At 40.2% G+C, this 23,944-nt stretch carries 18 protein-coding genes and 1 CRISPR repeat array; of the genes, 14 read left to right on the top strand and 4 right to left on the bottom strand.

What is annotated here, in order from left to right:
* Positions 1-634 precede the first annotated feature (634 nt).
* Positions 635-799 (top strand): hypothetical protein, encoded by a 165-nt coding sequence (locus I8748_RS22520; protein ID WP_198126775.1) that lies wholly within the window; start codon positions 635-637, stop codon positions 797-799.
* Positions 800-806: 7 nt separating this feature from the next.
* On the opposite strand, the gene I8748_RS22515 is transcribed toward I8748_RS22520, so the two are convergent.
* The gene (locus I8748_RS22515) at positions 807-1,865 is read right to left on the bottom strand and encodes an NAD(P)H-dependent flavin oxidoreductase (protein ID WP_198126774.1); all 1,059 of its coding nucleotides are present in this window, start codon (positions 1,863-1,865) and stop codon (positions 807-809) included.
* Between the two features lie 396 nt (positions 1,866-2,261).
* Positions 2,262-3,257, bottom strand: a complete 996-nt coding sequence (locus I8748_RS22510) for a helix-turn-helix transcriptional regulator (protein WP_198126773.1) — start codon at positions 3,255-3,257, stop codon at positions 2,262-2,264.
* Positions 3,258-3,651: 394 nt separating this feature from the next.
* Here I8748_RS22510 and I8748_RS22505 point away from each other — a divergent pair, with 394 nt between their 5' ends.
* The 10 genes from I8748_RS22505 (at position 3,652) to I8748_RS22460 (ending at position 18,086) form a co-directional block, all read left to right on the top strand.
* The gene (locus I8748_RS22505; protein WP_198126772.1) at positions 3,652-3,852 is read left to right on the top strand and encodes a hypothetical protein; all 201 of its coding nucleotides are present in this window, start codon (positions 3,652-3,654) and stop codon (positions 3,850-3,852) included.
* A gap of 541 nt (positions 3,853-4,393) precedes the next feature.
* Complete coding sequence (gene cas3, locus I8748_RS22500) at positions 4,394-6,529, top strand: type I-D CRISPR-associated helicase Cas3' (RefSeq protein ID WP_198126771.1); 2,136 nt, start codon at positions 4,394-4,396, stop codon at positions 6,527-6,529.
* A 48-nt stretch (positions 6,530-6,577) separates the two neighbouring features.
* Positions 6,578-9,502, top strand: a complete 2,925-nt coding sequence (gene cas10d / locus I8748_RS22495) for a type I-D CRISPR-associated protein Cas10d/Csc3 (RefSeq protein WP_225896517.1) — start codon at positions 6,578-6,580, stop codon at positions 9,500-9,502.
* Positions 9,503-9,547: 45 nt separating this feature from the next.
* Positions 9,548-10,552: a type I-D CRISPR-associated protein Cas7/Csc2 gene (cas7d, locus tag I8748_RS22490; protein ID WP_198126770.1), complete on the top strand. Its 1,005-nt coding sequence runs from the start codon at positions 9,548-9,550 to the stop codon at positions 10,550-10,552.
* A gap of 230 nt (positions 10,553-10,782) precedes the next feature.
* Positions 10,783-11,577: a type I-D CRISPR-associated protein Cas5/Csc1 gene (cas5d, locus tag I8748_RS22485; RefSeq protein ID WP_198126769.1), complete on the top strand. Its 795-nt coding sequence runs from the start codon at positions 10,783-10,785 to the stop codon at positions 11,575-11,577.
* Positions 11,558-12,424 carry a CRISPR system precrRNA processing endoribonuclease RAMP protein Cas6 gene (cas6, locus tag I8748_RS22480; RefSeq protein WP_198126768.1) on the top strand — a complete coding sequence of 289 codons (867 nt, stop codon included), beginning with the start codon at positions 11,558-11,560 and terminating at the stop codon, positions 12,422-12,424. The genes cas5d and cas6 overlap by 20 nt, the downstream gene beginning before the upstream one ends.
* Before the next feature lie 23 nt (positions 12,425-12,447).
* Positions 12,448-13,032, top strand: a complete 585-nt coding sequence (gene cas4 / locus I8748_RS22475) for a CRISPR-associated protein Cas4 (protein ID WP_198126767.1) — start codon at positions 12,448-12,450, stop codon at positions 13,030-13,032.
* 2 nt (positions 13,033-13,034) lie between these two features.
* Complete coding sequence (cas1d, locus tag I8748_RS22470) at positions 13,035-14,012, top strand: type I-D CRISPR-associated endonuclease Cas1d (protein ID WP_198126766.1); 978 nt, start codon at positions 13,035-13,037, stop codon at positions 14,010-14,012.
* Positions 14,009-14,302, top strand: coding sequence for a CRISPR-associated endonuclease Cas2 (cas2, locus tag I8748_RS22465; protein WP_198126765.1), 294 nt, complete (start codon positions 14,009-14,011; stop codon positions 14,300-14,302). The genes cas1d and cas2 overlap by 4 nt, the downstream gene beginning before the upstream one ends.
* 215 nt (positions 14,303-14,517) lie before the next feature.
* A CRISPR array of direct repeats spans positions 14,518-16,740; the repeat unit is 37 nt; unit sequence CTTTCAAATTAATGAAACCCGTTCACGGGATTGAAAC.
* Positions 16,741-17,108: 368 nt separating this feature from the next.
* Positions 17,109-18,086 carry an iron-containing redox enzyme family protein gene (locus I8748_RS22460; RefSeq protein ID WP_198126764.1) on the top strand — a complete coding sequence of 326 codons (978 nt, stop codon included), beginning with the start codon at positions 17,109-17,111 and terminating at the stop codon, positions 18,084-18,086.
* 188 nt (positions 18,087-18,274) lie between these two features.
* Here I8748_RS22460 and I8748_RS22455 read toward each other — a convergent pair whose 3' ends face one another.
* Positions 18,275-18,484 (bottom strand): TOBE domain-containing protein, encoded by a 210-nt coding sequence (locus tag I8748_RS22455; RefSeq protein WP_198126763.1) that lies wholly within the window; start codon positions 18,482-18,484, stop codon positions 18,275-18,277.
* A gap of 443 nt (positions 18,485-18,927) precedes the next feature.
* On the opposite strand from I8748_RS22455, the gene modA reads away from it, so the two are divergent.
* Positions 18,928-19,743, top strand: a complete 816-nt coding sequence (gene modA / locus I8748_RS22450; RefSeq protein WP_198126762.1) for a molybdate ABC transporter substrate-binding protein — start codon at positions 18,928-18,930, stop codon at positions 19,741-19,743.
* A gap of 64 nt (positions 19,744-19,807) precedes the next feature.
* On the opposite strand, the gene I8748_RS22445 is transcribed toward modA, so the two are convergent.
* On the bottom strand, positions 19,808-20,794 hold the full coding sequence (locus I8748_RS22445) for a zinc-dependent alcohol dehydrogenase family protein (RefSeq protein WP_198126761.1): 987 nt from the start codon (positions 20,792-20,794) through the stop codon (positions 19,808-19,810).
* A 321-nt stretch (positions 20,795-21,115) separates the two neighbouring features.
* Here I8748_RS22445 and I8748_RS22440 point away from each other — a divergent pair, with 321 nt between their 5' ends.
* Complete coding sequence (locus I8748_RS22440; RefSeq protein ID WP_225896516.1) at positions 21,116-21,625, top strand: SET domain-containing protein-lysine N-methyltransferase; 510 nt, start codon at positions 21,116-21,118, stop codon at positions 21,623-21,625.
* 211 nt (positions 21,626-21,836) lie between these two features.
* Positions 21,837-23,944 (top strand): M3 family metallopeptidase (locus I8748_RS22435; protein WP_198126760.1); only part of this gene is annotated, 2,108 nt, incomplete at its 3' end.

Below are 23,944 nucleotides of genomic sequence, written 5' to 3'. Positions count from 1 at the left end.
CGTCAGATTTGCATTTGAGACTGAAAACATGAGAGAAAAGGCGTGAAATATCTGATTAAACAAAGCACTAAGAAAATGCTTGCCCACGCCCAAGATGAGCGTGTACACCCTCAAAGAACTGATGCCGACGCAGTACCAAAAAGATAACCTAGAAGCGAAGAAGAGCGTTATTCTTAGAGGCACAAGGACACCCATTACCCGAACACAGTCAAACAAAATCCCCAAGTGCAATCAGCCGATTTTTAAATATCAATCCTTGGTCAACTTGAGGGATGGTTTAAAACTGCAAAGCATCGTTTTGGCTTGCACCGTTTTGGGCAAGGCACTCTCAAGGGGATGTATCGCTGGCTAATTCTTTCTTTAACTGCCTACCTCATTGCTCATTGGACTTATCTCCATATAAAGTCTGCATCGCCACCTGATTGGGGGCAAGCGGCACAAATAGCCCTTGAATCTATTTTTCCACAAATAGTTATGTATCTTATTTTACTTGAGATTGAACGTCTTGCTCATCTTACACGTAGTTCTGGTTTTGACATTCACATTTCCAGGTGCAAGATTTGAGATTTGAGGAAATTCAAATGGTTTTAGTATCACCGGCGATGAGATAGAGTTATGCATTCTGGGTCAAGTTTTGGAAGCGGTAAAACTTGACCCCTACTGGAGTGATGATGAGAAGGAACTGCTACTAGATGACGATAATCATCCCCAAGACAAGGTTGCCTCTTTTCTCAAAGCCTATTTTGAATTGCGAAATCTAAATTATGAACTTATTGGGGATTGCGATCGCAACCCGTAATACCACACTACAGTGTATTACCATGTGGGGATTCAGTGTACCTAACATTAGCTCCAGAGAAAATTAGACCATGTTCTACGTCCCCACGGGTAGCCTTAGCCAGTGCTTGCAGAAGGCAATAAGTTTTGCCGGTGTCTCGACACAAACAGGTTTCTAAACAATTGGCTATACATCGCCGTTCCAGGATTGTTGATGAGTCAATCATTGCCTGTTCTGCAAAGGAATTACGTAAAGCACGACTGGGTTTACCTACAGGACTGGGCACAGTCACAATATCTTCTGCACAGGCTTGGAGATGGTAGTCTTTATAGCGTTGCTCGGCATCGCCTTCTTCTGTGGTCATGAAGCGAGTGCCGATTTGTACACCATCTGCTCCTATTGCCAATATGCGATCAATATCGGTGCGATCGCTAATTCCTCCTGTTACAATTAACGGAATCATCACACCCAGCTGTTGCTTTAAATACTCCCGCAACTGAAAAATCAAAGATTCAATGGAGAATCCTGGAGAGTTCACATGTTCGCACTGGGTGAAATGCCCTCCTACTAGTTGACAATTTTCCACAATCAAGGCATCGGGTAGTCGATTATATTCACGTTGCCAAGTTTGGCAGATTAATTGAGCTGAGAGTAAGTTGGATATGCTTGGCACCAATGCCACATCAGGATAGTCTGCGGTGTATTGTGGTAAAGTCAGAGGTAATCCGGCTCCAGTAATGATCAGATTTGCTCCTTGGGCAGCAGCTGTTTGAGCTAATACAGGATAATTTTTGGTAGCAACTAGAATATTGACTGCGATCGCTCCATCTGGACTAATGGTGCGGGCTTTGGTGAGTTCATCTATCAAAGCAAGTCGATTAGCTTCAAAAAAGCTGCCTCGTTTGCGTTGGTGAAAGTTAGGAGAATGCAACCCCAGTCCTAGTGAAGCTATCACACCTACTCCACCCGCGTTGGCGACCGCTCCAGCAAGCTTTGCCCCAGATACCCCTACTGCCATTGCACCTTGCACAATGGGATAGCGGACAATGTGTTTGCCAATCCGCAAGGGATGGAGGATAGAGGTCATTACAATATATTTCCTTGATTAACTAAATAACTGTTGAGTAATTTTAGCACCTTAGTGTTACATAGGCAGGACTTATATCATGTCCGGTTAAAGACTTATCATTAAGACTGCAAGGGAGCAGGGGAACTCGGGGCCCCCACGACCGAAAGGGAGGAGCCACTGCGGTCTTGGGGTCTCCCCAAGTGGAGCAAGTGGCGTTGGGGATTAGGGGTGAAGGGGTGCAGGGGCGAGTATTTTAAGGTTTTTGCACACACATACTCCGAATTATAAGTAATCCAGCGAACGTGATATTACGCAGTATTAACGTAAAATCGTAGACACGTACTGCTTCGCATAACCCGCAGGCTACCACTTACGAATTACGAATTACGAATTACGAATTTGTATGACACTATATCAAGTTGAACTATGATTGTTACTGTTTTCTTTTGCTAAAAATTTTTCCCATATCTTGTGATATTCTTTTTTAATTTCCTCAACCAACTTTTGCGGACTCAAAATTTCAACATTTGACCCATATTTTAAGATGCGCTGGCGAAACCAAAACCAATAATCTATTGTGGCTTCAATCTCACGAAATTTTCCTTCTGGGTCGCTGTAAATAACCACTTCATCTTTTCGTCGAGGATTGTAGTTGGCTAGTTGTCCGCTCATGCGATATCGTACTTTCAATGTGGGAAAGTCGCAGGATACCCAACGAGTATCCGATGCAGCACCAACACTGGCGATTTTATCGAGGCGAAAGATATGATTTTGGTCAATATTGTGCCAATAGTCAAACCGCCAAGAACGCCAGTCAGGGATAAATGCAAATAGGTAGAGAACACCTTCATGTAGTCGTAGTTCCGAACGGTCAATATCCCAGATGCGTCCTTCACCTGGTTTACTTTCATAGCGAATAGTGTAGCGGCATTGTTGCTCAAAACGTTCTTGCAGTTGGCGAACGATGATATCTACTTTTTTCTCGCTATAGTCAACGGGGGGGCTAAAATCAAGTTTGATAGATGCCGGTATGTCGGCTTCTGTTAAGTTACCAATGCGTTGAATGTGGCTTGCTTGCGCCGAGAAACCCATATCAGCCAAAAAATATGCAGCTGTTGCAAGGGCTTCTCGCTGTTGGGTTGACAGCAGCAGGGGAAAATTGGACTCAACTAGTTTGTAAGGACTGTGAGTAGTGCTTTGAATTTCGATACCGCAGTCTCTAAGTTTGCGAATCGTGCGGGTAACTTTTTGCTTGATATCAGCAGTGTCAGCAGATTTACCATGCTGTTCAACAAAGATTGAGAGAAAATCTGTCAGTTCTTCGCGTCGCCGTGGTTTTTCGGCTAAAAGTCTGAGGATTTCTAAGGCAAAAGCGATTTGATTGTAATCTTTGCTTGGATTAGAGGGCATAGTCTACGATATGAGTTTATCTTGCTGTCCCTCAGAACTTCTAGTTAGTTGATGCTTGGGAAAGGCTAGTTGATCAAATGGACAGTGTTTCAATCCCGCTTGCAGGAACTCATTATATTAAACAAAACTGCCTTTCCTACTAAAACAATATCATTACATTACTTTGATTAAAGTAAAACTTTGGTGACTGTACATATGATCAATTTTCGGGTAACAGTACATATTATCAACTAGGTTCTTGCTTTTCTGTGGCGGACGTGGTAAAAATTTAATCAAGAGTAAAAACCTCCGTAGGAACGCCAATTCCACGGAGGATAGTTAAAACTTTTACTTTTAAAGGCAAAAAGCAGTATTTGCCTCGAAATTCTTTGACCTTAAAAAAGGAAAAAATACAATGTTTCGTCATTATACAACTGTTTCAGAAACTTTGCATCTTAACGTTGAGCAAAGTTACGATTTATTGCTTGAACAATCAACAGCAACAGGGAGCCTTAACCGAATGCGAGAATCTGGTTGGAGGCAAGTTTCTGTAACTGCTTCCAGAGTGTATAGGGAGGAAAACAGTTTGACTCCTCCTTTTTTACACAAAAGCTAGATTTGAACTCCTTCAAAAAGAAGTTTGCGGAAAATGCTATTCATCTGAATGAAAGCCTTAGTTTTAGGTTTGCAATATTGCAACAGTCTCAAAACTAAAAAAAGGCAGCGTTTTTGTAACTCGGATATTGCACCTGCTTTATTTCCCGCCAAGAAATAAATTTCTTGGCTAATAGCTTAAGTCCACTGAAGTGGATTGAAATCTAAAAATTGATAGGGTTTAAATGGTAGGGTGCGTTATGGACGTTAGTCCTAACGCACCGAAAATCAATGATGGTGCGTTGCGCTGCGCGACAACACACCCTACTGACTAACCTATGGCGGTTTTTAGGACTGGTGCAAGATTTCAGATAATCCTCACTGTGTGCTGAGTAACAGAATACGCCAGCAATTAAATGTTAATTGCTGGCTAGCTCTGTCATTCAACAATATCAGTTATTTGATATCAACAGCTTCAACAAATATCAGTTGATATCAAATTTTGACTCTAAAGTTTCAAAAACAGGTAATAAACTGTGTTCAAGTAATACAGGGTTAATCAAGTGAAGCTTTTTTTACAACCTCTTTACTCTCAACTCAACCCAGGAGTTGAGAACTGTCCGCTTGGGTGTACGTCTGAATGTATTGTCACTCAGAAGGCTCCCAAACTGCAAGCACCTCCAGGATGTGCCTGTCCTCTATCATCACACCAAGCGAAGACTTATAAAGAAATTATACATGGTGATGCAGATATTATCTGTAATCAAGCTGCAACTGGTGATGGTAAGACGTTGGGTGCAAACTTACCAGGGCTAATTAATCCTGAGTTTCGGATTATGGGGTTGTATCCCACAATTGAACTGGTGGAAGACCAAGGCGAACAACAAAATCACTACAATAAACTGTTTGGTTTAGATGCGTCTCAACGAGTAGACCGTCTATACGGTGCGGAATTAAGCAGACGGGTTAAGCAAGCAATTAAAAGTAACAAGTTTCAAGAACTGCTGCTAGCGATTCAACAAAAGCCTGTTTTGCTGACCAACCCCGATATTTTTCATTACATTATTCACCATCAATACCGTGACCCAGGTGATGCTATGGATAGACTACCGTTGGTATTGGCGGAATGGCCTGATTTGTGGGTGTTTGATGAGTTTCATATTTTTGGAAGTCATCAAGAAACTGCTGCTTTAAATAGTTTGGCTTTTATTCGTCGCAGTCAAGAAAATCAATCTCGTCCCAGACGGTTTTTGTTTACTTCAGCAACGCCAAAACCTGATTTTATTGAACAATTACGCAAAGCTGGTTTTAAGGTTGCTACGGTTGAAGGAGTTTATGCAAATGAGGAAAAGTTCGGATACCGACCAATTCTACAAGCGGTGGAATTAGAGTTTGTGGAATTAGCAAAAGATGCGGACACACAGACATGGTTAAAAGATATGATTCCCACCATTCAGGAAATTCTGAATGCGGAGTCAAAAGCGAGGGGATTGATTATTGTCAATTCGGTGGCGAAAGCTGGTCAAGTGACTCGTTTGCTGAATGATTTATTACCAGGAGTTGAAGTTAAAGAAGTTAGCGGACGCATCGACCGTCAGCAAAGATTGCAGGTGCAAAGTAAGTTAAAAGATGCTGAACAGCCTGTTTTAGTTGTGGGTACTTCTGCGGTTGATGTGGGTGTGGATTTTAAGATTCACCTGTTGATTTTTGAAAGTAGTGATTCGTCGGCGGTGACGCAGCGTTTAGGACGTTTGGGTAGACATGCTGGTTTTAATGCTTATAAAGCATTTATTTTGATTCCTGGTCATACTCCTTGGGTGATGGCTAGATTACAGGAAAAACTGAGTCCTAATCAAACGGTGACGCGGGATAGTTTAGCAGATGCGATCGCTTGTGCATTTGACCCACCGAAGGAGTTTGAAAAATATCGCCAGCGTTGGGGTGTATTACAAGCACAGGGTATGTTTTGGCGGATGACTCAAGAGAATGCAAAGGTGAGTCAATTGGTGCGCGATCGCATGAGTGAAGATTTACAGCGCGTATATTCCCAAGATTTTGAATCAGCACAAAGTTATTGGTATAAAAAGCATAAAACTGATGTAGAAAAAGCAACTCAAAAAGAATTGTTACGCTTTCGAGGAGGTTCAACGCTGCAAGCAGCGGTTTGGGATGGCAATAATTTTTACACTTATGATTTACTGCGACTGTTACCCTATGCGCGAGTGGAAATCATTGACCGGGAAACATTTTTAAATGCAGCTAATAACTCAGGACGAGGTGAAGAAGAATTTCCCGATGATTTTATCAATGTCTATCTTCGCATTCAGCAATGGGTTGACGAGCGTATTGATAATATTAGTTTACAATGCAACCGCCCAAGTAGTGAATTACAATTTGGCGAACTTTGTTTGATAGATAAATTAAGCTTGATTGGACATCCTCAATCTGAGGTGATTACTTGTTTACGGCAAAAAAGATTACTTACTTTTTTAGTACCAGTCAACAAAAATAAATTAAGTAGTCATTGGGAAGTTAGCCGTACTCTTAATCTCAGTCCGTTGTTTGGTTTATACCGTTTAGTTGACGCGAGTGAACAAGCTTACGCCTGTGCATTCAATCAGGATGCTTTACTTTTGGAAGCTTTAAAGTGGCGTTTGACGAAGTTTACTAGTACGCGATTTGAATCTTCTATTTTTTAAATGAATTTGTCTCACGCAAAGGCGCAAAGGCGCAAAGGACTTTTCACTATGATGTCTAGTTTACTTCAAAGACTATTGATTGAAACTCTTCCAGAAGATACAGACCCAATTTTGCGTTTGTATATTGAGAAGTTGTTACCATCTCTAGAGCAAGAATTTGCTTCGATTTCAGCTTTGGGTGGTTCTTATGAGGCACATTATGAAGTGTTATCTAAACTAGGCGATCGCTATGCTCAAGAAAAAGCACAAAGTTGGTCAAGCCGTGCTGACCAAAATTTATTAGTTCACGTTCTTAATGGCTTACTCACAGCTTGGAATATTAGTAAATATTTAGCTCAACCGTTATCAGATGTTGAAAAATATCTACTTTGTTTGGGTTTAACTCTACACGATTACAACAAGTATTGTAATGGACAAGGAGAAGAGACACCAAAAAATTGGGAAGTCGAAGAAATTCTTAATGTATGTCGTGATTTAGGGGAAAAGTTACAATTTCATTTATTTTGGTCAGAATGGCAAGAATATTTAACTGAAATTGCTTATTTAGCACAAAATACCCAGAACAAAGTCGGCACAAATATTTACCCAGCTAATTGGCCTGTCCCTAAAATTAAAGACCGTCGCCGTTTAGAAATTCCCCTACGTCGTCTGCTTGCTTTTGGTGATATTGCAGTACATTGTAGCGATCCAGCAGATATTGATACCGAAACTAGAGGACAAAGACTGCGGGAACAATTGCGGTATTTAAATATCAATAAAAGTTTGGTTTATCATCGCTTGCTAGACACAATAGGTATTTTAAGTAATGGTATTCATAATGCCACAATGAAATTTGCTAAAAAACTCAATTGGGAGCCAATTTTATTTTTTGCTCAAGGTATCATTTATTTAGCACCGACAGATAGCCAAACTCCAGATATTAACGAACTCCAAGAATTTATTTGGAGTCAAGTTAGTGGAGTTTTAGGAAGTAAAATGTTGGATGGAGATATTGGATTTAAGCGAGATGGTAAGGGCTTAAAAGTTGCACCCCAAACTTTAGAATTATTTTCTCCAAGCGAATTGATACCGAAACTCCCGCGAGTAATTGAGGTGAAAGTAGCAAATAGTAAAGACCCTGCTACACCGAAACGTTTGGATAAATTGGTTTTAACTGAAACTGAGCGAGAATTTTTGAACAAAGGTGCAGATATTCGTGCAGATAGAATTGCTGAATTTATTTTTCTGACTCAAAAAGAGTTTTTTCCTGATTCGGCAGAATACATCAATTGGATGCTGAATAAATTAGGAGTTCAAGAAAAAATATCACCTGAACAAACACAAGTACAAGCAGGAGGTGTCAATTATGGATGGTATCATGCAGCAGCATATTATGTTGCTCATCATGCAACTTTCAAGCCGGAAGATATTTCTGAACGTATTGAAATATGGGCGGAAAATTTAGCAAATTGGGCAAGTGAAAATAATTTAATAAAATCACACTCTAGCCCTATCCGCGATATTTTCTACGGTTATTTAACTCAATATCTAGAAGTTAAAGGTTGGGAAAGTAATCATTCATCATTTGCTGCTGAATTTACAGCTTATGCTGATGCTAAAACAAAAGCCGCTAAACAACCTATTTGTTCTTTGAGTTCTGGTGAGTTTGCATCCGAAGACCAGATGGATTCAGTGGTTTTATTTAAACCACAGCAATATAGTAATAAAAATGCCCTTGGAGGTAGACAAATTAAACGTGGCATTTCCAAAATATATGCTTTAGAAATGTTATTGCGACAAGCTTTTTGGGCAGTCCCAGCAGGCAAGTTAGAAGAACAGCAACCAATATTTTTGTATATGTTTCCTGCTTATGTATACTCCCCACAAACTGCGGTTGCTATTAAATTATTAGTCAACAATATGAAGCAAATAAATCTGTGGGATGTTCGTAAGCAATGGTTAGAGAAGGACATGGATATTAGTGCTTTACAATCAGTGGTTTGGTTAAATGATGAAGCTACAGCAGGACGTTTTAAAGACAATAAATACAATAGAGAAGATTTGCCTTTTATGGCAATGAACTACACAACAACAAGAGGTAAAACAGTTACTGACGCGTGGGTACAACCAAGTTTTTTGGCTTTATCACTTTCTATTTTGCTAGGAGTCAAGGTCATAGCTACTAGTAGTTCAGTTCCAATTTATAACAGCGATCGCGATTTCAATGAATCTGTAATTATCGATGCACCCGCTGCATTTTGGAATTTACTCGGCTTGTCTAATTCATTGCGAGTTCAGGATTTTAAAAATGCAATGCAGCGCCTTTTATTTGCCTACAGTCTTCATTTAGATACTCGTAGTTCTCCACCAGATGCTAAGTGGCGAGATTTGATTAAAACAGTGCGGGAGGTGACAACAAATGTACTCAATATTTTTTCTTTAGCAGCAGAAGGTTTACGACGTGATAAACGAGATATACCTAGCCAAGAAGAGGTTAAACGTTATTGGCAATATGCCCAATTCTGGGTAAAACAAGATAGTTCAGTAAAAAATAAAGGAAGCTACCTCATGAAATTAATTGAAAAATTAGTCCAACAATACCGGGTCTTTTATCAAGCAAATCTAGGTGAATCTAGTCACACAATTTTACTGCCCATAGCTAAAGCTTTGGAAATCATTTTATCAGTTCCTCAAGAAGTTGATGTAGATGATTTGATTTTGCAAGCCTCTGGTCAAATCAAAGATGCTTTAGAACGTCAAGAAGTCTATAAACGACCTTTAATAATGGATAAATCAACAGATATAACCACTAGAGAAGAACGAGAATTAACTGCAATTCATACGTTTATCACAACTTGTGTACGAGAATTATTTCTTGACCTTTATAAAGGCGATCGCGCTTTATTACAAGAAAATCGCAACCGCATTAAATCAGGTGCAGAATTCGCCTACCGTTGGTTAGCTTTGCAAGAAAAATCTGCTAAAGCATCCTAATTTACTATTCTTTATTGACCTCTTGAAATTATCAGGAACAAATTCATGAGTATTCTCGCAACCTTAAAACCCCAATTTCAATCTGCATTCCCCCGCTTAGCATCTGGAAAGTATATCCACTTCATTCTATTGCGTCACAGTCAATCATTTCCAGTATTCCAAACTGATGGAATCCTCAATACTGCGCGGACACAAGCTGGTTTAGGAAACACAGATGAAAGCAAGAAACAAATCAGCCGTTTGGTAATGTTCAAACGCAAACAAACCACACCAGAAAGACTTGCTGGACGCGAATTACTTCGTGGTTTAAACCTCACTACCGCCGACGAAGCCAATAAAGAGAAACACTGTGAATATAACGGCGAAAAATCCTGTAAAAAATGCCCTGATTGTATTATCTATGGTTTTGCGATCGGAGATAGTGGATCAGAACGTTCCAAAGTATATTCAGACTCGGCTTTTTCTTTGAGTGCTTACGAACAATCGCACCGCAGTTTTACATTCAACGCACCTTTTGAAGGGGGAACGATGAGTGAAGCAGGAGAAATGCGTAGCAGTATTAATGAATTAGATCACGTTATCCCAGAAGTGACATTTCCCACAGTTGAAACCCTGCGTGACTCAACCTATGAAGGATTTATTTATGTTCTAGGAAACTTACTGCGTACTAAGCGTTACGGCGCACAAGAATCACGCACAGGAACCATGAAAAACTATATCGCAGGAATTGCATTTTGTGATGGTGAAATATTTAGCAACTTGCATTACACTCAAGCACTTTATGATGCTTTAAAAGGTGAAGTTGACACTCCTATTGGCGACATTTTACAACAGGTAGAAACGGTGACAAAGAATTTACTCAATGAGGAACCTGTACGTCAGACAAAGCTGCTTTTTGGTTCTGAATTGGAAGAACTACTAGATGAAGTCGGCGCATTGTATCAAGATGAAACTAGGCTAGTGGAAACTATCACTGCACTCTATGGACAAACTAAAGCCTATGCAGAATCTTTTGGTGCGTTGAAAAAGAAAGGTAAAAGTAATTCGTAATTCGTAATTCGTAATTTATCTTATACCTCGCTTTCGGAAATTCAATTGTAGGGTGTGTTATCGCTTTAGCGTAACGCACCGTCAACACCATCAAATCAAGGTGCGTTAGTAAGCTTTAATTTGCTGCAAGTGATAGTTTTATAAAACGCACCATCAACACCATCAAATCAAGGTGCGTTAGCCTACGGCATAACACACCCTACTGTTTTCAAACACTTCTACAAACACCAATGGTACTATATCACTGCACTTTAACGCTACATGATAATGTTTTCTTTGCCACGCGAGAGATGGGAATTCTCTATGAAACTGAAAAATATTTACATAATTGGGGTTTAAGTTTTGCACTTTTTGCAATTCAATATATTCCCCAACCGTATCGATTGCAAGGTGAACTGGCACAAAAACCAACATATTTAGATGCAAGTGCTGAACAAAATCTGATTCATCTCAATAAGGCAGGAATTTATGTTTTCCCTGCTCAACCGATTAACTGGTCATATCAAATTAATACCTTTAAAGCTGCTCAAGTAGGCTATTATGGCAAATCAAAACAATTTGGAGATAAAGGTGCAGAGAAAAATTATCCAATTAATTACGGACGAGCTAAAGAATTAGCTGTTGGGAGTCAATATCGTACTTATATTATTGCCCCAGAAGGTATCAAAATACCACGTTGGATACGTTTAGGAAAATGGGCTGCTAAAGTCAGAGTAGAAGCTATCAAAATTCCAGATCAAGTCATGCAAGTTAAATCTGGTGATTATACTTGTTTGCATCCTTTAAATCCGTTAGATTTGCCAAGTAGTACTCGAATCTTACTTTATAACCGAATTGTGATGCCTCCTGCCAGTTTGATCAGTCAGTCACAGTTAAATGGTGAATATTTAGTAACTAAAAATAATGATGATTGGCAAGAGTATAAATCAACATTAACTACAGAACAACATCAACAATTACCAGAACAAATTTGTTTACCAACAGTAATATTTTATGGAGCAGGAAATGTCGTCGCAACAGCATAAATCTACTACATTACATTCAATTGTTGTTGAATTGGCAGCTGCGGATGTGGGAGATATACCCCCTACTTTATCTCGTGCATTGCACGCTTTAGTACTTAAATGGTTTGCTGCTGGAAACCCATCTATTGCGGAAACTATCCATGCTAGTCAAAATTCACCGTTGACTATTTCCGGGTTATTGGGAAACCGTCGTCAGGGTGGGGTGCGTATAGGAGATTATTTTTATTTTCGTATTGGTTTATTAGATGGAAGTTTAATTGAACCTTTAATGCGTGGGTTTGAACAGTCAGAAACTCAATCTTTAGTGTTAGGTGATTTTCCGTTTGTATTACGGAATATGTATGCGCTACCAGGAACGCATCAATTAGCAGGTGCAGCTGATTATGGGTTACTTTCACACCCAGCGCAAGTTTTAAATGATATCGAAATGCATTTTCTTTCACCTACTAGCTTCAAGCAAAATCAAAGTATACAAACTTTTCCTTTACCTGAATTGGTGTTTAATTCGTTGCATCGACGGTGGAATATTTTTGCACCTCAACAATATCATCTGCCAAGTTGTGAATGGAATGCTTTAGTTACAGCCTACGACCTCAAAACCTACGCACTCAAGATGGAAGGAGGAACAGAAGTTGGGGCGCAGGGTTTGGTTCGTTACCGATTTAATAGCCCGGAAGCGGCTCGAATTGCTACTATTTTGGCAAATTTTGCTTTTTTTGCTGGGGTAGGGCGTAAAACTGCTATGGGAATGGGACAGACACAACTTGCTTTGGGAGTAAGTCTGCTGCAAAAGCCATCCAAATCGAAGAGATCTAAAACCAATAAGTATTTACCAGTCGTTAGTTAAAGATTTGTATTTTTTCAAAGATTATGAACGAACAATATTATCTTCCCTTGGCTTATCTTAATGCTTGGGAATATTGCCCGCGTCGTTTTTTTCTGGAGTACGAACTTGGGGAAAATGCTGATAATGAACACATGATTATTGGCCGCCATTTGCACCGTAATGTTGATGATGAAGGTAAGTATGTTGAAGGTGATAAGGTAATTTATCGGCATCAGTGGGTGTGGTGCGATCGCCTGCTAATCAACGGTATCATCGATGCGGTGGAGGAGAAAGACAACCAGCTAATCCCTCTGGAATTTAAGAAGGGACGTATGGCTAACCACCTCAACGATCATTTTCAACTCTGTGGTGCAGCCTTGTGTTTAGAAGAACGCACGGGAGGCTTTATCCCCTACGGAGAAATTTTCTACTACGCTAATCGCCGCCGCGAACGTGTAAATTTTACACCCGCATTACGACAAGCCACAGAACAAGCAATTGCATCAGCACGGGCTGCAATTGGTCAGAAAATGCCACCACCCATTGACCACCCGAAAAAGTGTAATGATTGCAGTTTGCAGAAAATTTGCTTACCAAAAGAAGTTAAAAAATTACGCCTTGAGGTCTAAAAATGTCTATTCTTTATGTTACTCAACCTGATGCTGTTTTAAGTAAAGCTGCGGAAGCTTTTAAAGTCGCCTTAAAACAAGAAAATGGCAACTGGGAAAAAAAATCGGTTCCCGCCCAAACTGTCGAACAAGTCGTATTAATGGGAAATCCCCAAATTACTGGCGATGCTCTGGTGTATGCTTTGGAGTTAGGAATGCCAGTACATTACCTTTCTAGTTTTGGTAAATATTTAGGTTCCGCCCTTCCCGCATACTCCCGTAACGGTCAGTTGCGACTAGCACAGTATGCTGCTTATTGTAACGAAGCTCATCGCTTGGAGATTACCAAAACAATTGTTACTGGAAAAATCCACAACCAACACAGTGTTTTATACCGCCACGACCAAAAAGACAATCCCGTCAAATCCCGTAAACAACTAGTTAAAGAACAAACAACCCTCGATGAAGTACGTGGTGTTGAAGGGTTAGCTGCACGAGAATATTTTGCTGCTTGGTCGGTGATGCTGGAAGAACAATGGCCATTTAACGGTAGAAATCGCCGTCCTCCCACGGATGCAGTAAATGCATTATTGGGATTTGCTTATGGACTTTTGCAAGTACAGGTGACGGCTGCGGTACATATGGCTGGTTTAGACCCCTACGTTGGTTATTTGCATGAAGCAACCAGAGGACAACCTGCAATGGTTCTCGATTTAATGGAAGAATTTCGCCCCTTGATTGCAGATAATTTAATACTTGCAGTGATCACCCACAAAGAAATCAAACCTCATGACTTTACCGAAAATCTAGGTGCATATCGACTTTCAGAATCTGGACGCAAACAGTTTTTGCTAGCGTGGGAACGAAAAATGAACGACGAGTTTAAGCATCCCACCTTTGGTTATCGTTGCAGCTATCGTCGTGCGATCGAATTGCAAGCACGTTTATTGAGCCGACATTTACAAGAAGGGATTCCCTATAAAGCCTTAACACTGCGATGAGTACTTTGTTTTACCTCATAATTTACGATTTGCCAGATACTAAAGCCGCGAATAAGCGGCGAACAAAACTACATAAAATGCTCTCTGGTTATGGCACTTGGACGCAATACAGCGTGTTTGAATGTTTTTTAACTGCGGTGCAGTTTGCTAAGCTAAAGGTGCAAGTTGAGAAGTTGATTAAACCTGCCGAAGATTCAGTACGTATCTATGTATTGGATGCTGGAGCAGTACGTAAGACTATTACCTACGGTTCTGAGCAACCTCGACAGCAAGAAACCATTATATTATGATGGCAGTATGATGCTAATAGAATTTTTTGGCGGGGCAAAGCACGGGCGAAAACCCCCCACCCCCCGCCAAATCGCCAGAACCTTGACATATCAATAGTTTCAGAGTTTTGAGATGAATCTAGAGCCTGTTCTTAAATGCCGGAAACGGACTTTTAAACTTGCCCCGCCAAAAATGCTCCGGGGAATGGCTCTATAATTAGCTTCTAGCTGGCGGACTTTCAAATTAATGAAACCCGTTCACGGGATTGAAACGCTTCTCCTGACAGCGTTAGTCAAGCTTACTACGTTCTTTCAAATTAATGAAACCCGTTCACGGGATTGAAACATAAAGCTACTCGAATAGAAAACCGTATTCAACTTTCAAATTAATGAAACCCGTTCACGGGATTGAAACGACCGTTAAGATACGCGATAAGTTTGGTGTTACCTTTCAAATTAATGAAACCCGTTCACGGGATTGAAACAAAGCTGACTGTGCATGGCTTTCAACACTTGTAGTCTTTCAAATTAATGAAACCCGTTCACGGGATTGAAACTTGTAGCTACGGGTTTATTCGGCTTGGATGATACACTTTCAAATTAATGAAACCCGTTCACGGGATTGAAACTTTCATCTGTTAATATTGACTCTAATCTTTTGACTTTCAAATTAATGAAACCCGTTCACGGGATTGAAACAATAGTAATGAGGGTACAATTAGCCGTGGCGGCTTTCAAATTAATGAAACCCGTTCACGGGATTGAAACATATGACCAAGCTTTTATGCTTGATTCACACTAGCTTTCAAATTAATGAAACCCGTTCACGGGATTGAAACTTCCATCGCTAGCCCAGCCAGAAAAAATCACCAAATCCTTTCAAATTAATGAAACCCGTTCACGGGATTGAAACTAGCATAATGGGAAGGGATACTACAAAAGACATTCCCCTTTCAAATTAATGAAACCCGTTCACGGGATTGAAACTTTATTTTTGAATAAAGGACTAACAGACGGAAGCATTTCGCTTTCAAATTAATGAAACCCGTTCACGGGATTGAAACTAGATCATATGCTTTGACGGTAACGAGCTAGATTCTTTCAAATTAATGAAACCCGTTCACGGGATTGAAACGGTCATTGCGTCCAGCCGACAACAAGGAACACGCGCCTTTCAAATTAATGAAACCCGTTCACGGGATTGAAACTCTTGACAGTTCACAGTAACTCGCTACCGAAGCAGTCTGACTTTCAAATTAATGAAACCCGTTCACGGGATTGAAACCTCAATCACAACTACTAGATAGAGTTTGGGGAGTAACTTTCAAATTAATGAAACCCGTTCACGGGATTGAAACAACAACTATCTCCACAGGGAGTAGTACCGCCTTTGCCTTTCAAATTAATGAAACCCGTTCACGGGATTGAAACTTGAACTATCTATATCATCTATTGCTAATGAAAATATAGCTTTCAAATTAATGAAACCCGTTCACGGGATTGAAACTCGTTGGTTTTAATCGCAGGGTGGCGGGAGGGTGCAGGCTTTCAAATTAATGAAACCCGTTCACGGGATTGAAACCAACCATTGGCGCAATGAATGCACCTTGTAATGCCAACTTTCAAATTAATGAAACCCGTTCACGGGATTGAAACGAGAATTGGAGGAACGGGTTTAGCGAAACTTTGCAAACTTTCAAATTAATGAAACCCGTTCACGGGATTGAAACTAGGTTGGGGCTTCGGCGTATACCCCCGCGTTGCCGTCTTTCAAATTAATGAAACCCGTTCACGGGATTGAAACAAAATTGAATTACAGCTTGTTAGGTTTGGCGATGGCTTTCAAATTAATGAAACCCGTTCACGGGATTGAAACCCTTGAATTTTTTGCCCGTTGAGCATGAACCAAATTCTTTCAAATTAATGAAACCCGTTCACGGGATTGAAACAGACAATAGGCTGTGTACGCTCATCACCTAATTTACCTTTCAAATTAATGAAACCCGTTCACGGGATTGAAACTTGATACTAAAATCTTAGTTGAAATTGGATTCATCTTTCAAATTAATGAAACCCGTTCACGGGATTGAAACCCTTACATAGTTTCAACAGGAGCAGGAACACAAACATCTTTCAAATTAATGAAACCCGTTCACGGGATTGAAACGTCGTGATCTTCCGCGTGTCTTCCACCTAGATGTATCTTTCAAATTAATGAAACCCGTTCACGGGATTGAAACATTTCAGGGTTGCTTTTGAAAAGTATCTTCGACAACTTTCAAATTAATGAAACCCGTTCACGGGATTGAAACAAAGCTAAACCATACGGAATTTACGTTTTTCGTGAATCTTTCAAATTAATGAAACCCGTTAACGGGATTGAAACTCGTTGATTTGTTCAATTGATGAAAAATCAGATTGCCTTTCAAATTAATGAAACCCGTTCACGGGATTGAAACCAAACTTAGAATCAATGTGTAATGTAATAGCTTTTACACTTTCAAATAAATTTAATTCATTTGAAGCTTTGTTAAAGCGCGTCCTGAAGGGTAAAAACACTAAATAGCTCGGATGCAGCAAAAAATATTGTCGAAATGCTGCTTGCTTTTATTATTTGGATCTCCTTTACAGATACACCCGTAACCACGATGAGTGAGATCTCTACCTTTCTGCAATCAAGAAGATGTAGAGATCAGTATTTGAATGTAAAGCTATATGTCAATAATGTGAAGAAAACGCAAAGTTATTTGTTAAGTTATGGACATTTACTTAAATGTGCGGTAAGTAGCTAATATGAAGTTAATTGAAGTTTCGTATCCCTATTTGAATGACGTTCTCACAATCGACCACATTGGCTAGATTCCCAGAAGACTGTAATTTAGATAATCTCAGCAGTTACATCAGCAAAGTAGAAATTTTTGCACATGAAGCTTTTCGTAACAAAAACAGCTATGTTTGGCAGGAGCTTCAGTTAAAACTTTTCAAGATTAATCAAGAAGTATTTCAGCAGGGACATGCGTTAGGAACACTTCGCTCTCTGAAAAATTGGCTCATACGTGACACAATTGAAAGAATTGAGTTGCAGTACTTGCCTAACTATCAAGTACCAGAAGAAATTAACGATGTAGACTCTTTTATTCCGTTTATCAAGGACTACATTCGTTCACACAGAGTTAACAATCATCCTCTTTTTGAACTGTTTGATAACGACGATTTAACAGACAAAGATATCCGTTATTTTTTGTCTAATCACTGGATATATACTCAAAATTTCCATTCCCATATTGCTGCTTACAGTCTCTTTACACCATTTGAAATGCGTGAAGAACTGTTTAAGAACATCTATGATGAGTTGGGACAAGGAAATTTTGCTGAAGCACATCCCAACTTATTCAAGCGGCTGATAGATTATTTTGGTGGGTTAGTTGAAAAAGATATTACTCCTGAAACTTACTACTTCTTCAACACCCAGGTAAATCTATGCTGGTTTGCTGATGGTTTGCACTATGGTATTGGTGGAATGGGAGCTTTAGAACTATCAGTTCCATCTCAACATACTCGTATCCTTCAGCACTTGTACCGAAGGGGTTTGAGTAGTGAAATCGTCAAATTTTATGAGTTACACTGCCAAATTGATTTAGTTCATGCTGATGGTTGGTTTGCTGCTGCTAAGCCATATTTGAAAACTCGTGATGATTTCCAAAAAGTCCTAACCGGTGCTGTACGTATGCTGGAAGCCAGAGTTAATTTATACGATGGTATGTTGAAGGGAATTAAAGGTTCATCTAGACAGCGTATCCATTGATTGATCAGGGCTATAAACTTGATTCTTCAACTGCATATTGAAGTTATCAGCTTGCAACTTTATTCAGGCAAAGAAGGAAATTGCTAACAGTTAAGTTGCGGATGAAGAAATCATAATACGACCTATCTCCATAGGGTATTAAAAAAGGGGCAATAAAACTGCCCCTTTTTTGTTAAATTTACAAAAATTTAGTCAACGGCGATTATGACATCTGATGATTTGATTACGGCATATACTTCTTTACCTTCAGCAAGTTTTAAATTTTCTGCTGATGATTTAGTAATAATTGCAGTCACCTCTACCCCTGGTGCTACTTCTATTGTAACTTCAGTATTTACAGAGCCAACAACAACGTTTTTCACAGTTCCTTTAAGAGCATTACGAGCGCTAACTTGCATTTTCTCATTCTCCCTGGTCTTTTTGTTTACATGTAGATAATAACAAGTAGTCCAATTAATATGTATGGCTACAGATAGAAAATATACATTTTTTGACTATTTCTTAATATAGGAAAAATACTTAAATGTTTTACCAAATAAATTAGTGTTTATTGAAGTATGCAAGCAAATAAACTACCCAACTGACGTAAACATCTGTCAGGTGGTAGATATCAAGCATTATTGATATCAAAAAACACCTTACGTATTATTACCAAGTTTTAAGATTTTTTCCAACAATTCTGGTAATAAAACCCTGACAAAAATTAGCCAGTATCGGCATGGTTCTTGCTAGCAGCCAAACCAAAGCAGTAATCTGCAATTGTTTTTACCAATTTTTTTGGCTTTTAGGTTACTAGGTTGGTAAATTATGAATTGAATAAAAAACGCTTGAGAGACTGCAAATGAATAATAAACGCATCCTGACTTTTGTGAGTTGGGTATTTATCTCGTTTCTACTGATTGTTGGCTGTAGCCAAACAACCACATCTAACCCATCTTCAACAGCTTCGACAACAGCGCAGCCAGTAAATTTGACGATATCAGCAGCTGCTAGCCTCAAAGATGCAATGGACGAGATCAAGCCTCTCTACAGCAAAGAAAAGTCAAATGTGACTCTGAGCTACAACTTTGGCTCGTCAGGAGCTTTACAACAACAGATTGAACAGGGTGCAAAAGTTGACGTTTTCATTTCGGCTGCAACTAAACAGATAGATGCTTTACAGCAAAAAGGTTTGTTAGTTGATGGGACTCGCAAGGACTTGCTGAAAAATCAAGTGGTGTTGATAGTACCCCAAAATTCCACGGCTGTAACTGACTTCAAAGATTTAACTTCACCACGCGTTAAGAAAATTGCTCTAGGCGAACCCAAAAGTGTCCCTGCTGGACAATATGCTCAACAAGTCTTAACTTCATTAAAACTTCTTGACCAAGTTAAAAGCAAAGCCGTCTACGCTAAAGACGTTCGCCAAGCTCTCAATTATGTAGAATCAGGCAATGCTGATGCTGGGGTTGTCTACCTCTCAGATGCCAAAAGTACGCCAAAAGTTAAAATTGTAGCAACTGCATCTGAAAAAACTCATTCTCCCGTTGTCTATCCCGTTGCAGTTCTCAAAAGCAGTAAGAATATCGATGCTGCCAAGGATTTTGTGCAATTTTTATCAGGAAATCAAGCCAAAACTGTGTTTGAAAAAGAAGGTTTTACGGTAACTGGTAGTTAACACAATATAAATAACGAGGGCATGAAAATCATTACCCCATGCCCCATTCCCTATTCCCCATTCTCTATTCCACAACCAAAACAGCCGTTCCTGTAATTTTGCCACTACGAAGCGCATCAAGTGCTTCATTTGCTTGAGTTAATGGAAAAGGATTCACTTCGGTGCGGATGGGAACTTTCGGTGCTAAGGCAAGAAACTCTTCTCCATCGGTACGAGTGAGATTAGCAACAGACCGCAAAACCCTTTCTTGCCATAAAATTTCATAGGGAAAAGTGGGAATATCGCTCATGTGAATACCAGCACAAACCACTACACCACCTTTGGCAACTGCGCGTAAAGCAGCAGGTACTAACTTGCCTACAGGAGCAAAAATAATCGCCGCATCCAAGGGTTCCGGGGGTAACTCGTCTGAGTTACCCGCCCAAGTTGCACCTAGTTGACGGGCAAATTCTTGTCCTTCGATATCACCAGAACGAGTAAAAGCAAAGACTTCACGCCCTTGATAATTAGCTAGTTGAATTAACATATGAGCTGCGGAACCAAAGCCATAAAAACCGAGTTTTTCAGCTTCACCAGTCATTCTGTAAGCGCGATAGCCAATTAAGCCACCACACAATAAAGGTGCAGCTTGCAAATCTGGAAAACTGGGGTCTAGGGGAAAGCAAAAGCGAGAGTCGGCTACGGTATACTCTGCATAGCCACCATCAAGGTTGTATCCTGTGAACTCAGCGTAATCGCAAAGATTTTCACGACCAGAGAGACAATAGCGGCAGCGATCGCAAGTGTAACCCAGCCAAGGTACACCAACTCGTTGACCTACACTAAATTTATCAACGTGGTTGCCTATCTCCTCGATGGTACCTACAATTTGATGCCCAAGTACCAGAGGTAGCTTTGGGTGTGTTAATTCGCCATCAACTATGTGTAAATCTGTGCGGCAGACAGCGCAAGCATGAACGCGAATCAGTACTTGCCGAGAATTGGGTTTTGGCACTGGCAACTCAGCTAAACTTAGGGGTTGACGTGGTGTCTGCAAAATCATCGCACGCATAAGCAATTATGTGATGTTTCTCAAGGAATTTTGCAAAAAAGTATCAAAAAATACGGTTTTTCAGACAGAAATCAGATTTTTAGGTATCGCTCATAGAGCGATCGCAGAAGTTTTCACTCTATTAACTGTTCATAACTAATATCCAAAATTTATTTTGACCGGGTATTTCTGGATATAACCAGAGAAAATACTTATTCCTAAGCAGGAATTTTATAATTCTAATCTTAGTTTTTACCGTTTTTTTGTCTCCATATTACATATTATATTTCATTTTAGACAGTTCCATTACACTAAAAATCACAAATATTAGGAGTAAACAACTTGGATACAGAAAGAAATGCTTTGTTATTAGACCCTAGCTATTTGGTATTAGAACCAAATCCCAAGTTGTTTAAAATTGTCGGACAAAGGAACTTCAATAGAACAGCAGTTGCAACACATCACATTAAAAAAGATGAGGTAGTTTATAATATCTTGCCTTACTCATCCAAAACATCCGCAGATTTTTTAACTGTTCAGTTCAATACAGAAGAACATATTCTTGATCAGCTACTAGAAGCAATGAACCATTCTTGTTCCCCAACAACATTTGTGGATATTTTGCTAATGCAAGTGATTGCTCTAAGAGATATTTCGCCAGGAGAGGAATTAACCTTCTTTTACCCTTCGACAGAATGGGAAATGGATAGACCATTTCAATGTAATTGTCGGTCTTCTCAATGTATTGATTTTGTGACTGGAGCTAAAAAACTAGCGATTAATCAAATGATTAAATTTCGACTCAACCCCCATATCAAAAGCTTGATCAAACATTCCTTAAATCTGGACTAAAGACTGGGTTAGAACTCTTGAATTAGATTATTTTAATACCAGCAGGGCGGGGTAGTGTACCCCGCCTGATTCATCATTGGGTGAGTAATTCTAGTTTTTTCCCCTATTTTGGCATTGTGGCAGGGCAAAAAAACGCTCTTGATCGCTACATTAGAGATATATAAGTAAAAATCATTGTTCACCCGGATTGATCCGCAATTCACACGAAACCATGAGTGCAACTGTCACTATTTCTCATAATCCTTTGCTCAAAGGTTCTGGCTTACCTCCCTTTACGGAGATTCAACCAGACCAAGTAGTACCAGCCTTTAATCAGTTATTAACAGAACTTGACCAACAACTAACCACCTTGGAAGCTAATATACAGCCTACTTGGAGCGGTTTAGTAGAACCTTTAGACAAGCTGACAGAACGGCTGAACTGGAGTTGGGGCATAGTGAACCATTTAATGGGTGTGAAGAATAGCCCTGAACTACGGGAAGCATATGAAGCTGTCCAGCCACAAGTAGTACAGTTTGTCAATAGACTCAGCCAAAGCGAACCCATCTACAATGCTTTTAAGGCACTCCGCGATAGCGATAACTGGGCAACTTTAGAATCAGCCCAGCAGCGAATTGTCTTGGCAGCCATCCGAGATGCAGAACTTTCCGGTATTGGTTTAGAACCAGAAGCGCGGGAACGTTTCAACGCCATTCAGATGGAGTTGGCAGAACTTTCTACCAAATTCTCTAACCATATATTAGATGCCACCAAGGCTTTTAGCTTAACTCTCTTCACCAAAGCAGAAATCGACGGTTTACCCGATAGCTTACTTAGTTTAGCTGCCCAAGCCGCTCGTGCTGCGGGAGAAGAAAACGCCACACCAGAAAATGGCCCTTGGCGTATTACTTTGGACTTTCCCAGCTATAGCCCCTTCATGCAGCACAGCACCCGCCGCGATTTGCGCGAAAAGCTCTACAAAGCTTATATTACGCGGGCTTCATCGGGCGACTTAGATAATAATCCGTTAATTGAACGCATTTTGGAGTTACGGCAAGAACTTGCAGATTTACTGGGCTTTAAGAATTTTGCCCAGTTGAGCCTAGCTAGCAAAATGGCTCCGAATGTGGAAGCAGTAGAAGCACTTTTAGAAGAACTACGTAGCGTTAGTTATGAGACTGCTGTCAAAGATTTAGAAGCACTCAAAGCTTTTGCAGCCTCCAAGAATGCACCAGAAGCCGAGGATTTACAACACTGGGACATCAGTTTTTGGGCGGAACGTCAACGAGAAGAAAAATTTGCCTTCACTGCTGAAGAATTACGTCCCTACTTTCCCCTTCCCCAAGTTTTAGATGGTTTATTCAAACTTGTAAATCGGTTATTTGGTGTCACCGTTACTGCTGCCGATGGACAAGCCCCAGTTTGGCACGAAGATGTGCGTTATTTCCAAATCGCTGATGAAACTGGTAGTCCCATAGCCTACTTTTACTTGGATGCTTACAGCCGTCCAGCAGAAAAGCGTGGTGGTGCTTGGATGGATACGTGCATCAATCGTAGCAAAACCACTGAAAATGGCGTGACTGCTATCCGCTTACCTGTGGCGTATTTGGTGTGTAACCAAACTCCCCCAGTTGATGGTAAACCCAGTTTGATGACTTTTAATGAAGTAGAGACATTATTCCACGAATTTGGTCATGGCTTGCATCATATGCTTACCAAGGTGGACTACATCGGGGCCGCAGGTATTAACAATGTAGAGTGGGATGCCGTAGAACTGCCCAGCCAGTTTATGGAAAATTGGTGCTATGAGCGACCAACTTTGTTTGGCATGGCAAAGCATTATGAAACTGGCGAACCTCTGCCAGAGCATTATTACCAAAAACTGCTGGCAGCACGCAACTATATGAGCGGCAGTGCTACATTGCGGCAAATCCACTTTAGCAGTGTTGATTTGGAACTACACTACCGCTATCGTCCAGGCGGTGATGAAACTGCCGCAGATGTGCGCCATCGTCTTGCCCAGACTACTACTGTTTTGTCACCACTACCACAAGATGCTTTTTTATGTGCATTTGGACACATCTTTGCAGGTGGTTATGCTGCGGGTTACTACAGTTACAAATGGGCTGAAGTATTGAGCGCTGATGCTTTTGCTGCTTTTGAAGAAGCTGGATTAGAAGATGAAGAAGCGATAAAAGCTACAGGCAGACGCTATCGAGATACAGTACTGGCTCTTGGTGGTAGCAAGCATCCGATGGAGGTGTTCCAGTCATTTAGAGGTCGTGAACCGAGTACAGTTTCTTTACTCAGACATAATGGGTTGTTAGCCACTTCTGACTG

The sequence above is a fragment of the Amazonocrinis nigriterrae CENA67 genome, assembly GCF_016056305.1.
Lineage (GTDB): Bacteria > Cyanobacteriota > Cyanobacteriia > Cyanobacteriales > Nostocaceae > Amazonocrinis > Amazonocrinis nigriterrae.
This window is presented reverse-complemented; position numbering and strand designations above follow the sequence as displayed.